This window comes from Thermocrispum agreste DSM 44070 (genome assembly GCF_000427905.1).
GTDB lineage: Bacteria > Actinomycetota > Actinomycetes > Mycobacteriales > Pseudonocardiaceae > Thermocrispum > Thermocrispum agreste.
Genome location: NZ_KE386604.1, coordinates 103,078 through 117,695, shown reverse-complemented (window position 1 = coordinate 117,695; position 14,618 = coordinate 103,078). Strand labels below are relative to the sequence as shown.

The following is a 14,618-nucleotide window of genomic DNA, read 5'->3' as shown; positions in this document are numbered from 1 at the left end:
CACGAACGCTGCCCGAGACGGCATAGCACACTGGGGGCGTGGACAAACCGCACTTGATCGCCTCCGACGTGGACGGCACGCTGCTCACCCCGCTGGAACGGATGTCCCCGCGTACCTCTTCGGTGATCCGGCGCGCGGTCGCGGCCGACGTGCCGTTCGTTCTGGTCAGCGGACGACCGCCGCGCTGGATCCTGCCGGTGGCCAGGATGGCCGAGCTCACCGGGTACGCGGTGTGCGCCAACGGCGCGGTGATCTACGACGTGGGCCGTGGCAAGGTGGTGTCGGTGCACGGGCTGGAGCCGGTGCAGCTGCACGACCTGGCGGATGCCATGGACCAAGCGCTGCCGGGCGCGCGATTGGCCACCGAGCGCGTGCTCGCCGGCGGCCAGGAGGACGGTCCGCCGGCGTATGTCTGCGAATCGGAATTCCGCAATCCGTGGGGGGACGGGGACGCGATGTTCGTCAGCCGGGCCGAAGTGCTCGGCAGGCCCGCGATCAAGTTGTTGGTCAGCGACCCGCGCATGACGTCCGGGGAGATGGCCGAAGCGGCCAAGGAATTGATCGGCGAACAGTTCGCGGTGACCTACTCGAGCAATTCCGGATTGATCGAGATCACGGCGAAAGACGTCACCAAGGCGACCGGGCTGGCCGAGGTGGCCGAGCGGCTGGACGTGTCCCAGGACAAGGTGATCGCGTTCGGGGACATGCCGAACGACGTGGAGATGTTGGCCTGGGCGGGCACCGGGGTGGCGATGGCGAACGCACACCCGGCGGTGCTGGAAGTGGCGGACGAGGTGACAGCCAGCAACGCCGAAGACGGCGTGGCGCAGGTGCTCGAGCGCTGGTTCTGATGCCGGACTGGCCAAGGCTCCGGCAGCGGACGGCGCGGATCGACGCGTGCGGGCCGACCGTGCGCGCTTGATGTCCCGGAGCTGCGGCTCGGGCCGCGCGGGTGGTTTCAGGCAGACAAGCCGACGCCATCGTGGTCTGGCCTACCAGTCATGACCTGCCACGGACGGGCGGCCCGGAAAGCAGCGGCGAGCGCCCCGCGTAGCAGGGTCATGACCTGCCACGCGCTTGCGGCCCACGCTCCAGGGCGTCCAACGGCGGCGTGGAACCCCGGATTCCGGCACGGCCAAGTGCGAGCAGCAAGTCCACGCTCCGGTGTTCCCGGTGACGCATGGCCAAACCAGGTTCCGGCACACCCGCGGCCCAAGCCGCGCTCCGCACCTCCATCGGAGTGCCATCTGCCCAAACCCGCCACACCCGGCAGCCGACCGCGATCTGGCGCGCCCGGTGGCGTGTGTCCGCCCTGCGACCCACCCCCTGTCGCATGCGCTCGTGACCCGGCACACCCGCCGCATGCACCCGCGATCCGGCACGCCTCCAGCCCGGGCTCTGCCCGCCTCGAACCGGTGCATCCGGGTGACGGCACACGCAACCCGCGGCCCGAAGATGGCGTGGCCGACGCCCGCTACTCCGGCCGCTTGGTGTCCAGCTGGGCCGCTTCCTCCGGCGTCGGCGCCGAACCGCCCAGGTGCGCGGGCAGCCACCACGGATCCTCCCCCGGCTTCGGGCGGTCCGGATAGGCGGCTTGCGCCTCGTCGAGCAGCCGTTGCAGCCGGGTCCGCAGCTCCGCCGTGCGCTGCTGGTAGTCGTCGCCGCGCCGCGGCCGGAGCGGTTCGCCGCATCGGATCGTGATCGGCACCCGCCGCTGCACGAGGTTCTTCGGCCTGCCCTTGGTCCACAGCCGCTGCGAACCCCACACCGCCATCGGCACGACCGGCACGTCCGCTTCCGCGGCCATCCGCACCGCGCCGGACTTCAACTCCTTGACGGTGAACGAGCGGCTGATGGTCGCCTCGGGGAACACGCCGACGAGCTCGCCGCTGCGCAACGCCCGCAAGGCCTCCCGGTACGAGGCCGCACCCGCCGACCGGTCGACGGAGATGTGCTTCATGCCGCGCATCAGCCGGCCGGAGATCGGGTGGTCGAACACCTCTCGCTTGGCCATGAACCGCACCAGCCGCTTGGCGGGCTGCGCACCCAGGCCGCAGAAGATGAAGTCCAGGTAGCTGACGTGCGTGCAGGCGATCACCGCACCCCCGGCGGCCGGGATGAGCTCGGTGCCCGTGATGTCGAACCGCAGCCCCAGGACGCGGAACGCCGCCTTGGCGGCCATGACCACCGGCGGGTAGAGGAGTTCTGCCATGACCGAAGGTTACGGGACCGTAGGTTGTCGCGCCGGGTTTCGCGACCGGCACCACCCGGTCGGCCCCGTCACCTCCGACCCCGGCCCGGCTACGCCGCGGCAGACACCAGCGAGAACCGCGCCCGGACGGCAGGCGCGTAGCCATCACGGTGTCCGGCCACGTTGGGGTGGTAGGACTCCATGATCGGGTTGGACAGGCCGTTCACCCACTCCACTCTGTCGCACACCGCGTGCCCGACCCACGCACTGCGCACGTCCACGAAGGTGAACCCGTGCGCGCTCGCCCTGGCACTGATCGTGCTCGCCAGCAGATCGGCGGTCTGGTTCAGCCGCTGCTGTTCCTCCGGGCTGATCCTGGCCAGCGCATTGCATTCCTTGCCGTTGAACAGCCGCGGATACCCGACCACGACCACCTTGGCATTCGGCGCCCGATTCCGGATGTCGGTGTACAGGGCATCCAGCCGCCCCGGCAGAACGTCACGGATGATGCGATTCGCTTCGTCGATGTCACCCCAGCACGTCCACGGCCACGGCCGCGCACATGACGTGATCACGTTGGCGAATCCCGCGTCGTTACCGCCGACCTGCACCGTCACCATCGACGTCGACGCGTTCAGGCTGCCCAGCTGCTTGCTGCGCACGTCGGCCACTCTCGCCCCGGAGCACGAGGCGAAGGTCAGCTGCGCGCCGGTCGCCGACGCCACCAGCACCGGATACGCCTTCGGCGACCGATAGCAGTCGCCGCTGTCCGGGTAGTACTGCCGTGTGCCGACTCCGGAACTGTAGGAGTCCCCAAGCGCCGTGTACGCGCCCGCTGCGTAGGCGACTCCGGCACCTCCCACCCCGACGAGCACCGCCGTCCCCGCGAACAGCACGGCGAACACGCTGGCGGCAACTGCCCGAACGGCTCGCGCGACCACACCCACCACTCCCTCCGGCCAGTTGGGACAACTGGACCCTTGTGACGTCGATCGCTGGCCCGGGGTCGAGGATGACGGACCGCCGGGCGGCGCTCAAGGTCCGAACCGGTAGTGCCGGCGGCCGGTGATTCCCAGACAGGCGCCATACGGCAGACTGTGATCGCTTCATCGGCGCTGGCAGGCGGCGCCGACGCTCGGATCCTGGGGGGAGCGAAGAAGGCGCCATGCCGACACCGTTGGATTTCTGGTCCACCGCGGCGATCCTGCTCACCGTCGTCGTCGCAATGTTCATTCCCGGCCTGCTGATCGGGGCCGCCGCAGGACTGCGCGGCTGGTTGCTGGCCGGTAGTGCGCCCCTGCTCAGCTACGCACTCGTGGGCATCGCCGGGCCGTGGTTCGCCATCGTCGGCCTGCCGTACCACCTCGGCACCGTCACGCTCTTCGGCGCCATGGTCGCGCTGCTCGCGGTCGTGCTTCGCCGCCGCTGGCCGGCACGACCCGACAAGCCGACCCCGTGGACACGGCACGCGCATCAGGGGGTCGTGGTCTTCCTCCTGCTCGGCGTGCTCGTCGGCGGGTTCACCGTGCTCTGGGGCATGGGCGGGCTGCACGTCATCCCGCAAGGGTTCGACACTCCGCTGCACGCCAACGGGCTGCGCTACATCGCCGAGACCGGCGACGGGAGCCTGCACGGGATGAACGTCGTGCACCGCTGGGGCGACACCGAGCGGTTGTTCTACCCGAACGCCTACCACCTGCTGGGCTCGCTGCTCTACCAGATCACCAGCGCGCCGATCCCGGCCGTGCTCAACGCGGTGTCCGTGGTCACGCCCGGCCTGTTGTCGCTGTCGCTGGTCGTCCTGATCCGGCAGTTCCGCGGCCGTGCGGTGTTCGCGGGCGCGGCCGCAGTGTTGGCCGTCGTCCCGGCCACCGTGCTCTACGTGATGCTGGGCGGTCCGCTGCTACCGTTCATGCTCGGCATGGCGCTGCTCCCGCTGCTACCGGCACTGTTGGCCTACTACCTGGACCGGCCGTCGGTGCAGACCGGGTTCGTGCTTGTCCTGGGCACCGTCGGCGCTCTGTCGGTGCACAGCTCGACGGTCTTCTCGTTCTTGTTGTTCGCGGTGCCGCTGCTCGCCTACCGCTGGCGGTGGAACATGCCGCGGCTGCGCAAAGAACTCGTCGCGCTGCTGTTCGCGGGCGCCGCGGCCCTGGTCGTGGCCGGCCCGCACGTAGTGGGTGCCATCGGGCGCGCGGCGAGCCCCTACCCGTACAGCGGGTGGCCGTCCAACCGCACCGTCGTCCAGGCCGTGGGCGAGCTCTTCGGCATCCGGGAGGCCAGCGGCATCACTCACGCCGCCCTGCTGGTGATCACGGTCGTCGGTATCGTCACCTACCGGCGCCTCGGCCGCCTCCGGTGGATGGCCGCCACGGCGGTCGTCACGGCCGTGCTGTGGGTTCTGGTGGCGAGCGTCGACAACGACGTCGTCGTGACCATGGCCCAGCCGTGGTGGGACGACCCGGTGCGGCTGATCGCCCTGGCCGGGCTGCCGCTGACGGTGCTCGCCGCGCACGGATTCTCGGAGCTGCAACGCTGGCTGCGCACGCTGCTCGACGCGCGCGTGTTCCATCCGCGCGACCTGCACCCGTCGGCACGCGCCGCCGCCACGGCGGTCGCGGTCATCGTCGCGTTCTGTGTGGCCAGCGGCGGCTTCTACGTGCGGTCGAACACCGACCTGGTCGGCAGGGCGATCGGTCATGGTCAGGTGGTGACCCCGCACGAGGCCCGCGCGATGCTCGAGCTGGGGAAACTCGCCGCCCCTGGCGAATGGGCGATGAACGACCGCTACGACGGCACGGTGTGGACCTATGCGCTCAGCGGGGTCCGCACGGTGGCCGGCCACTTCGGCGGCGCGCTGCTGCCGTCGGATGCCAAGCTGCTCGCCGAACGGTTCAACCAATACCCGCACGACCCGCAGGTGCGGGCGGCCGTGCAGCGGCTCAACATCCGCTGGGTGATCGTCGGCCGGAAGGGATTCCTGCCGAACTTCGGCCGCCAGCCGGGCATGACCGACCTGCACGGGACGCCCTTCCTCCGCGAGGTCTACCGGAATCCCGACGCCGTCATCTACCGGATCGTCGGCGCGCCTCCGGTGCACGAAACCGACCACGGCCAGGACATCGTACCGGTCGCCGAGCGGTGATCGTCACGCGGCCGTCGCGTTGCGCAGCTTCGCCTTGGCGAAGACGATCGCCATCCCCGCGGTGATCACGTCGGCCATCAGGAACATCGCCCTGGACACGACGGCGAACGCCGCCGCGTGCACGGCGTCGATGCCCGAGGCCACCAGCAACGCCACGATGACCACTTCACGGGCCCCCACCCCGGCGGGCAGGACGAACGCCACCGTCCCCGCGGTCATGGCCAGCGCCATCGCGCCGATGCAGAGCAGCAGGCCGGTCCAGCCGGGGGCGCCGATCGAGTTGGCCAGCAACCACAGGTGCAGGCCGTGCAGAATCTTGGCCACCGTGGAGGCGCCCAGCACCTTGCCGACCATCGACCAGCGCAGCTGGTGGTCCAGCGGCCGACGGCGCAGGATGCGCAGCGCCAGCGAGACCAGCCAGGTCAGCACCTTCGGATGCAGCGTGACCAGCCCGATGGGCAGCACCAGCAGCATCCAGCGGGCGTTCGGGCTGGTGTCGAAGATCTCCGGCAGCGCGATCAGGCCGAAGAACATCGCGGACACCATGATGATCCCGAGGTGCACCAACGTGGCCACGAAGACCCTGGCGCGCGCCAGGCCCGCCTGCTTGCCCAGCTCCATCTGCAGCAGATAGGCCCACACCGAGCCGGGCACGTACTTGCCCAGCTGGCCGACCAGGTAGATCTGCGCCCCGGTGCGGTAACCGATCGGCGGGCCGAGGTCGTCGACGATGACCTGCCAGCCGTAGACCGTGGCGCCCATCGAGGCCACCACGGCGGCCAACGACAGCACCGAGGACTCCCACGGGATCGCGGCGAGGGTGTCCCAGAACTCGCTCCAGTTGTCCCACAGCTGGTACACCGCGAAGCCCATGACGACGGCCACGGCCAGCCAGCGCAGCAGCGTGATGATCTGGGCGCGCCGGGACTTGGTCGGCACCGTGGACGACGCGCCGAGAGCATCGGCTGTCTCGTCGGCGGCGCGTTCGGCCGGCACGGCCGCTTCAGTGTTCTCCACGGTGACCTTCCCGAGCCCACTCCGTCAGCAACTTGGCCAGTTCTGCCGGCAGCTCGGGCAGCTCACCGGCACCCTGTATCACGTAAGGCTCGAGCTCCGCGATCGCCTCTGGCGAGACACCCCGGCGGCTCAACCCCACCACGTTCATCCCGGTTACCTGGGCAGGAACGCCTCTACTGATGGTGAAGGGTGGCACTTCGCGGGTGACAGCCGCCCCCATGCCGACCATTGCCCCCGGCCCGATCCTGCTGTGCTGGTGCACCACCACGCCGAGCCCGAGGTTGGCCAGCGACCACACCTCACTGTGCCCGCCGACCACCACGTTCGATCCCAGTGTGACACCGTCGCCGATCCGACAGTCGTGCGCAACATGCGCACTGCGCAGGAAATACCCGTTGCTGCCGATGGTGGTGGGCCGCTTGGTGCCCTGGTGGACGCTGAAGAACTCCCGGATGCGGTTGCCGTCGCCGATCCGCACGCCGAAACCGTCCTGCTCCGGGTCGCCGACAGGCGCGTCGTGCCACGCCGCGGGGTGCGGCGCACCACGGTCGGAGGCCGGGGTGCCGATCACGCAGTGCGGCCCGATCCAGTTGTCCGAGCCGATGACGGTGGGGCCGACGATCACCGCGTACGGGCCGATGTCGTTGTTGTCGCCCAGTTCGACGCCATCACCGATGACCGCCGTCGGGTGGATCCGGTTCGCCACGTCGTGTCCGTTCGGTCTGCGCCGTCATGGCCCCGCGCCCACCGCCGGCCGCTGCCCCGGTACGGATCACGCGGCCGCGGGCCGGGTGCGGATCGACCCTGACGTCCCCGGTAGCCTGGCCGAGGCTCGCGCCGCCTACGGGTGCGGGCGGCAGCCAACCCTACCGGACCCGGTCACCGGCACCGGCAAGCAGGCAAGAAAGCACGTTGGGGAGCGCACAGGACATGATCCCGATCACCGTCGTCGACGTCGCCGACGCCGAACCACTGGTCGCAGAGGTGCTGCGCTCCGGGGTCATCGCCCAGGGGCCGATGGTCAAGCGGTTCGAGGAGCTGTTCGCTCGGGTGAGCGGGACCAAGCACGCGGTGGCGGTGAACAGCGGGACCACCGCGCTGGTGGCCAGCGTGCAAGCGCTCGGGCTGCGGCCGGGGGACGAAGTCGTCACCACCCCGTTCACGTTCGTGGCAACGCTCAACGCGATCCTGGAAGCCGGCGCCACCGTGCGGTTCGCCGACATCAAGGCGGACGACTACACCATCGACCCGGATGCCGTGGCCAGCGCGATCACCGATCGCACCAGGGTGCTGATGCCGGTCCACCTGTACGGGCAGACGGCGGACATGGGCAAGCTCGCCGCGCTCGCCGGCGAACACGGACTGCATGTGATCGAGGACGCCGCCCAGGCGGTCGGCGCCAGGTTCGACGGCAAGCCGGCCGGATCGTTCGGGATCGGCTGCTTCTCGCTGTATGCGACGAAGAACGTCACGACGGCCGAGGGCGGTGTGGTCACCACCGACGACGACAAGCTGGCGGACCGGCTACGAGTGATGCGCAACCAGGGCATGCGCGCCCGGTACCAGTACGAGATGGCCGGTCACAACTACCGGATGACCGACGTGCACGCCGCGATCGGCATCCCCCAGCTGGAGCGGCTGCCCGAGCTGACCGCCAAGCGGCAGCGCAACGCGCAGCGGCTGACCGAGGGGCTGGCCGGAACGCCCGGGCTGAAACTGCCCGCGGTGCTCCCCGGCCGCGAGCACGTCTGGCACCAGTACACGGTGCAGGTGCTGCCGGAGGCCAGGCTGTCCCGTGACGAGCTGGCCGCCGCACTGACCGAGCGCGGCGTCGGCAACGGCATCTACTACCCGAGGCTGGTGTTCGACTACGACTGCTACCGCGGGCACCCGCAGATCCCGCAGGTGGACGTGGCGGACTTCCCGGTCGCCGCTGCCGCGGCCGAGCAAGTGTTGTCGCTGCCGGTGCACGCCGCGCTCACCGACGAGCAACTGACCACCATCGTCACCACCGTGCGAGAGGTTCTCGGCGCATGAGCACGAAGAAGCTGGCCCTGATCGGCACCGGGATGATGGGCAGGCTGCATGCCAGGGTGATCGGCCAGAGCATGCAGGCCGACCTGGTGCACATCGTGGAGCCGAACGAACAAGCCGCCCGGCCGATCGCCGAGCAGCACGGCGCCACCTGGAGCCCGGAGATCACCGGCCTGCCCGGGGTGAACGGGGTCATCATCGCCTCGGCCACCGAAACCCATCACAAGCTCGCGCTCGAGATCATCGAGCTCGGCAAGCCGGTGTTGGTGGAGAAGCCACTGTGCGGCGACCTCGACCAGACCAAGGAGGTGCTGGCCGCCGCCGAGCGCAAGGGCGTGCCGCTGATGTGCGGGCTGCTCGAGCGGTACAACCCGGCGGTGATGACGGCGAAGGCGTTGCTCGGCGAACCGTTGCACGTGATCGCCCAGCGGCACAGCCCGTACGCACCACGGATCAAGACGGGTGTGGCCTGGGACCTGCTGGTGCACGACGTGGACCTGGCGATCCAGATGTTCGGCGGCGCCACCCCGGTGCACACCACCGCGGTGGCCGGCTACTTCCATCCGGAGTCGACCGAGGGCGCCGAGGACACGGTGGACGCCGTGCTGAAGTTCGAGCGCGGGCTGGCCAACGTGTCGGTGTCCCGGGTGGGTCAGCGCAAGGTCCGCTCGATGGTCATCTCGGAGCTGGACCGGTTGATCGAGCTGGACCTGCTGCGCCGGGACGTGACGATCTACAAGCACATCTCGCACGAGGGCCCGACCACCGGCGCCCCGGCCTACAAGCAGCAGACGGTGATCGAGATCCCGCAGCTGATCACCATCGCCGAGCCGCTGGCCACACAGCTGGAGCGCTTCCTGGAACTGATCGACGGCAAGATCGACATGGCCGCCGAGCGGGCGTCGATCCTGCCGTCGCACGAGGTGGTCGCCACCGTGCTCGAGCAGACCCACTGACATTCCGGCGCGCGTTCCCCTTCGCCAGCCTCGAGACGGCCGGGGTAGCGGGAGCAGGCGGACAGCTTTCGCTGTGGCGCGTCGCGGCGCGGCGCCAGTACATGGCTGGCGAATCTGCGGAGACTTGCACAGCTTGCCCGGCACCCCGCCGCCGACGCCGGGACGGGTGTTCGACGTCGGCGCACACTCCGGAACTACGTGGCACTCAACCCCGGTGCGCACAACCGCGACGCTCGCCTATCCGCCGACCCAGCCGAGCCGCCCGGCACAGCACCACGCCTCATAGCTGCGCAACCACCGGCACCTCGCCACAGCAGCCCACCAGCCAACACCCTCAAGGCACCACCTGACACGCCAACACAACCCCAGAGCCCCAGACCACCCGACTCCACGGCGCACACCCGCCCAGCAACACTCGGCTACCGGCTGCCCGCCGAAGAGCCCGACGTCAGCGCCCAGCGCGCGACTGCGCGGCCAGTTCCTCCAGCGTGGCGAGGTACTTCTCGGTCACCGCGGTCATGGAGAAGTGCTGGTCCACGATGGCCATGCCGTTGCGGGCCATCCGGCGTGCCTCCTCGGGGTCCCGCAGCACCTCGATCAGCCGCTCGGCGACCGCGTCGGCGTCGCCCACCGGGACCAGGTGCATGTGCTCCCGGTCGATGATCTTGATGTCGCCGAAGTGGTCCTCGGTGATCGCCGCGATCTGCGGGGTGCCCGCCGCCAGCGTCTCCAGGCATGCGGTGCCGAAGCCGATCCCCTGCAGGCTGTGGCACTCCACGTCCGCGGTGGCCAGGTAGTCGGGCACGTCAGCCTTCGGGGCCGCGCCGGTGGTGATGATGGCGTCCCGCACGCCCAGCTCCTCGGCGCGCTTGAGGAACGCGCCGTAGTAGATGCCGCCGACCACAACCAGCTTGGCGTCCGGGAACTCGCGCAGCACGGCCGGCATCGCCTCGGTCAGCGTGATCCGGTCCCGCAGCGGGATCACGTGGCCGAGCGAGAGGATCATCGGAGCGTCGCCGATGCCCAGTTCGTCGCGCATCCGGTTCGGGTTGCCGCTGCGCGCCCACGCCGGATCCAGCCCGACCGGGATGTCGACCGTGCCGGAGAAACCGCCCCGGTACTTGGTGTGGATGTAGCTGTTCATCAGCCGGTCCATCACCACCATCTTCGGCTTGTACCGCCGCATGATCGGGGCGACCATCAGCTTGTCCAGCGTGGAGAACACCGCCTGGTACATCGGCTTCGGGCTCTCCAGGCGGGTGTGCACCGACAGCAGCACCGGAACGTCGTTCTTGCGCGCCCACATGCCGGTGGCCCAGGTCAGGTCGAAGAACTGGCCGTGCTGGTGGATGACGTCCGGCCGGAATTCACCCAGAAGTGCACGCAGCCGCTTCGGCAGCGACGGCCGGGTGGCGAACGTGATGTCGAAGTTCACCGCGAGCTTGGTCTTGGGCATCCGCACAGCGGGCAGACGCACGATGCGCACGCCGTCCACCGTCTCCTCGGCGGGCGCGTTCGGGTACCAGGCGGTGATGACCAGGACTTCGTGGCCGCGCGCCACATAGCCCTTGGCAAGCGACTCGGCCATGTGCGCGCTGCCGCCGACCCGTGGCGGGTAGAAGTTGTTGACGACGGCAATACGCATGGGGCTCCCCTCGAACTGCACGACAAGGGGGCACCTTATGCGGCGCCGCGGTGCCGTGCACACTCGGGGGGCCTGCGGGCCGACGCACGACACATCGGTACGAGGGCGGACGGGAGCGCATGCGGGAAGTCCAGAAAGTCATCGTCGTCGGGGGCGGCATCGTCGGCCTGGCCGTGGCGCGCGCCTTGCTAGCCCGCGGCAAGGCCGTCACGGTGTGCGAAAAGGAAGACCATTGGGCCGCCCACCAGAGCGGGCACAACTCCAACGTCGCCCATGCCGGGCTCTACTACGCGCCTGGCTCGTACAAGGCTCGCATGGCCGTGGCCGGCTGTCGGTCGATCGTCGAGTACGCGCGATCACACGGCGTCGCGGCGAAGGTGTGCGGGAAGCTCGTCGTCGCCACGTCTGCCGAAGAGCTGCCGCGCCTGCGTGCCCTGGCCGAGCGGGCGAAGGCCAACGGAGTGCCCGCACGCCTGATCAGTGCCGCCGAAGCGCGGGAGTACGAGCCGCATGTGTCGTGCCTGGAAGCGCTGCGCGTGGAATCGACGGCCGTCGTGGACTTCCCCGGCGTGTGCGCGGCGATGGCTCGGGAACTGAGCGAAGCCGGGGCGGAACTCCGGCTATCCACGCCCGTCCTGGCCATCCGAAGGCGTCCGGGCGGCGTCGCGGTCGAGACACCTGACGAAACGCTCTACGCGGACCTGATCGTCAACTGCGCCGGTTTGCACGCCGATCGCATCGCGCACCTGGCCGGCGTCCGGCCGCCGGCGCGAATCATGCCCTTCCGCGGCGAGTACTACGAACTGCGGCCGCACGCCCGGCACCTGGTACGTGGCCTGATCTACCCGGTTCCCGACCCCGCGCTGCCGTTCCTCGGTGTTCACCTGACACGCATGCTGGACGGGTCCGTGCACGCCGGGCCGAACGCGGTGATCGCACTGCATCGAGAAGGCTACGGCTGGCGCAAGGTCTCTCTGCCGCACGCTGCGCAGATGGCCGGCTACTCGGGGCTGTGGCGGCTCGCCCGGCGATATCCCCGCACCGCCGTCACCGAAGTGGTGCGGTCGCTGTCGCCGCGCCGGTTCGCCCGCGACCTGCAACGCATGATTCCCGCGCTGACCACGGCGGACATCCAGCGGCACGGGGCGGGCGTGCGCGCCCAGGCCGTGCGCCCGGACGGCTCGCTGGTGGACGACTTCCTCATCGTCCGGGCCGAGCGCGGAGTGCACGTGCTCAACGCGCCGTCCCCGGCGGCCACCTCGTCGCTGGAGATCGCCGAGCACATCGCCCGCGACGTTGACCGCAGCTAAATGTTTCCCTTCACGAATCTCCAGGTAAACGGTGGCTTCGCGGTATTCAAAGCGGACGAACCGCGCCCCTATTCTCGATTCGACTCCTGTCCGTCCCGGGCGGCGAGGGCTCACTGGAACCGCAGGTTCCACGACAGCATGCGGAGGAGGGGCGATGCAGCCGCACATCGGCGTCGGGGTGATCAATCCCGCGGATCTGGGGCTCGACCGCGAGCTGTGGCGCTGGGTCCCGGACTCCGTCACGCTGCACATGACCCGCCTGCCGCATCAACCCGGTGACATCGACCTGACCAGGGCCGGGGCGCTGGCCGACCCGGCACCGGTGGCCGAGGCCACCCGCCGGCTGCTCCCGCCCGAGCCCGCCGTGGTCGCCTACGCGTGCAGCATGGCCAGCTTCATCGGGGGCGCTGCCGGTGAACGGGCCCTGGTGAACGCGATGCTCGAGGCCGGCGCACCGGCGGCGACCACCAGCTCCGGCGCCATGGTCAGCGAGTTCATCCACCACGGCTACCAGCGGGTGGCGCTGCTGACCCCGTACGGGCCGGAGATCGAGCAGCGGCTCCGCTCCTTCCTGGCCGAGCACGAGATCGACGTGACCGCCAGCATGAGCATGGGCCTGCGGAAGCGGATCTGGACGCTGAACCACGAGCAGGTGGCCGACGCCGCCCGGCAGATCGACACCCGGGGCGCCGACGCGCTGTACATCGCGTGCACCAACGTGACGACCTACGACTTGATCAAGCCGCTGCAGAAGGAGCTCGGGCTGCCGGTGCTGAGCGCGAACCAGACCACCATCGCGGCGGCGCTGCGGCTGGCCGGGGTGGAGCCGTCCGAGCACACCCAGCTGCCGACCCCGCCCGCGGTGCTCCCGCTGCGCGAGGACGAGCCGGTGTCCGAGGCGCCGAGCTTCGACTACCCGGAGCGGCTGGCCAGGCCGGAATCGGTGTGAGCGTCCGCCGAGAAGCCCGCTGAAGCCTGTTGGCGGCGTTCAGCGCACAAGACGACCCGCGGACGGGGGCCCGGGCCACCGAACCCGGGGTCAGCGCGGCTGCTTGACCGGTTCCAGGACTTCCTTGCCGACGTACGGCTGCAGCGCCTTCGGCACCACCACCGAACCGTCGGCCTGCTGGTGGTTCTCCAGGATCGCCACCAGCCAGCGGGTGGTGGCCAGGGTGCCGTTCAGCGTCGCGGCGATCTGGGGCTTGCCGTTCTCGTCCCGGTACCGCACGGACAGCCGGCGCGCCTGGTACGTCGTGCAGTTCGACGTCGAGGTCAGCTCCCGGTAGGCACCCTGGGTCGGAATCCACGCCTCGCAGTCGTACTTGCGCGCCGCCGAGGCGCCCAGGTCACCGCCCGCGGTGTCGATCACCCGGTACGGCACCTCGATCTTGGCCAGCATCTGCTCTTCCCACGCCAGCAGCCGCTCGTGCTCGGCTTCGGCCTCCTCGGGCTTGCAGTAGGTGAACATCTCGACCTTGTCGAACTGGTGCACCCGGATGATCCCGCGGGTGTCCTTGCCGTACGAACCGGCCTCCCGGCGGAAGCACGACGACCAGCCCGCGTAGCGCAGCGGCTCGGACAGGTCGAGGATCTCGTCGGCGTGGTAGCCGGCCAGCGACACCTCCGACGTGCCCACCAGGTACAGGTCGTCGGCCTCCAGCCGGTACACCTCCGACGAGTGCGCGCCGAGGAAGCCGGTGCCCGCCATGATCTCCGGCCGCACCAGCACCGGGGTGATCATCGGCACGAACCCGGTCTCCAACGCCTGCTGGATGGCCATGTTGAGCAGGCCGAGCTGCAGCTGCGCGCCGACGCCGCGCAGGAAGTAGAACCGGGCGCCGGACGTCTTCGCCCCGCGCTCGGTGTCGATGGCGCCGAGCAGTTCACCCAGCTCCAGGTGGTCGCGCGGGGTGAAGTCGAACTCGCGCGGCGTGCCCACGTGCTTGAGCACCACGTAGTCCTGCTCGCCGCCGGACGGCGCGTCCGGATGCACCAGGTTGGGGATCACCGCGTGCAGCTTGGTGAACTCCTCGGCCGCCTCGTCCTTCTCGGCCTCGGCCGCCTTCACCTCCGCGGCCAACTCCTTGGCCTTGGCCAGCAGGGACTGGCGCTCCTCCGCGGACGCCTTGCCGATCTGCTTGCCGAGCGCCTTCTGCTCGGCGCGCTTGGCGTCGGCGCGCGCGATGGCGGCGCGGCGGCGCTGGTCCAGCTCCACGAGCCGGTCCACCACACTCGGGTCCTCCCCGCGCTTGCGCATCGACGCGCGCACCACGTCCGGGTCTTCACGCAGGATCTTCGGGTCGATCACAGCACTTGAGGG

Annotated in this window: 12 protein-coding genes; 6 read left to right on the top strand and 6 right to left on the bottom strand. The window is 69.9% G+C overall.

What is annotated here, in order from left to right:
• The first annotated feature begins 38 nt into the window (after positions 1–38).
• On the top strand, positions 39–851 hold the full coding sequence (locus YWY_RS0115270) for an HAD family hydrolase (protein ID WP_028848326.1): 813 nt from the start codon (positions 39–41) through the stop codon (positions 849–851).
• 623 nt (positions 852–1,474) lie between these two features.
• On the opposite strand, the gene YWY_RS0115265 is transcribed toward YWY_RS0115270, so the two are convergent.
• Together YWY_RS0115265 and YWY_RS0115260 are read right to left on the bottom strand one after the other, a co-directional pair.
• Positions 1,475–2,212, bottom strand: a complete 738-nt coding sequence (locus YWY_RS0115265) for a lysophospholipid acyltransferase family protein (protein ID WP_028848325.1) — start codon at positions 2,210–2,212, stop codon at positions 1,475–1,477.
• An 89-nt stretch (positions 2,213–2,301) separates the two neighbouring features.
• Positions 2,302–3,132 (bottom strand): SGNH/GDSL hydrolase family protein, encoded by an 831-nt coding sequence (locus YWY_RS0115260; protein ID WP_211227607.1) that lies wholly within the window; start codon positions 3,130–3,132, stop codon positions 2,302–2,304.
• A gap of 224 nt (positions 3,133–3,356) precedes the next feature.
• On the opposite strand from YWY_RS0115260, the gene YWY_RS22260 reads away from it, so the two are divergent.
• Positions 3,357–5,336 carry a DUF6541 family protein gene (locus YWY_RS22260; protein ID WP_051310318.1) on the top strand — a complete coding sequence of 660 codons (1,980 nt, stop codon included), beginning with the start codon at positions 3,357–3,359 and terminating at the stop codon, positions 5,334–5,336.
• Between the two features lie 3 nt (positions 5,337–5,339).
• Here the strand turns inward: YWY_RS22260 and YWY_RS0115250 are convergent, their stop codons facing one another.
• Both YWY_RS0115250 and YWY_RS0115245 read right to left on the bottom strand, forming a co-directional pair.
• Positions 5,340–6,353: a lysylphosphatidylglycerol synthase domain-containing protein gene (locus YWY_RS0115250; protein ID WP_342665122.1), complete on the bottom strand. Its 1,014-nt coding sequence runs from the start codon at positions 6,351–6,353 to the stop codon at positions 5,340–5,342.
• Positions 6,340–7,059: an acyl-ACP--UDP-N-acetylglucosamine O-acyltransferase family protein gene (locus tag YWY_RS0115245; RefSeq protein ID WP_028848322.1), complete on the bottom strand. Its 720-nt coding sequence runs from the start codon at positions 7,057–7,059 to the stop codon at positions 6,340–6,342. Before YWY_RS0115245 ends, YWY_RS0115250 begins: the two co-directional genes overlap by 14 nt.
• Before the next feature lie 224 nt (positions 7,060–7,283).
• On the opposite strand from YWY_RS0115245, the gene YWY_RS0115240 reads away from it, so the two are divergent.
• Both YWY_RS0115240 and YWY_RS0115235 read left to right on the top strand, forming a co-directional pair.
• Positions 7,284–8,390, top strand: coding sequence for a DegT/DnrJ/EryC1/StrS family aminotransferase (locus YWY_RS0115240; protein ID WP_028848321.1), 1,107 nt, complete (start codon positions 7,284–7,286; stop codon positions 8,388–8,390).
• On the top strand, positions 8,387–9,343 hold the full coding sequence (locus YWY_RS0115235; protein WP_028848320.1) for a Gfo/Idh/MocA family protein: 957 nt from the start codon (positions 8,387–8,389) through the stop codon (positions 9,341–9,343). The genes YWY_RS0115240 and YWY_RS0115235 overlap by 4 nt, the downstream gene beginning before the upstream one ends.
• 448 nt (positions 9,344–9,791) lie before the next feature.
• On the opposite strand, the gene YWY_RS0115230 is transcribed toward YWY_RS0115235, so the two are convergent.
• Complete coding sequence (locus YWY_RS0115230) at positions 9,792–10,988, bottom strand: glycosyltransferase family 4 protein (RefSeq protein ID WP_028848319.1); 1,197 nt, start codon at positions 10,986–10,988, stop codon at positions 9,792–9,794.
• 119 nt (positions 10,989–11,107) lie between these two features.
• Between YWY_RS0115230 and lhgO the strand changes: the two genes are divergently transcribed.
• The gene (lhgO, locus tag YWY_RS0115225) at positions 11,108–12,298 is read left to right on the top strand and encodes an L-2-hydroxyglutarate oxidase (RefSeq protein ID WP_028848318.1); all 1,191 of its coding nucleotides are present in this window, start codon (positions 11,108–11,110) and stop codon (positions 12,296–12,298) included.
• Positions 12,299–12,452: 154 nt separating this feature from the next.
• Positions 12,453–13,247 (top strand): maleate cis-trans isomerase family protein, encoded by a 795-nt coding sequence (locus YWY_RS22255; protein ID WP_169725258.1) that lies wholly within the window; start codon positions 12,453–12,455, stop codon positions 13,245–13,247.
• Between the two features lie 90 nt (positions 13,248–13,337).
• On the opposite strand, the gene serS is transcribed toward YWY_RS22255, so the two are convergent.
• Entirely contained in the window at positions 13,338–14,606 is a 1,269-nt protein-coding gene (gene serS, locus YWY_RS0115215; protein WP_028848317.1) for a serine--tRNA ligase, read from the bottom strand.
• Positions 14,607–14,618: the final 12 nt, after the last annotated feature.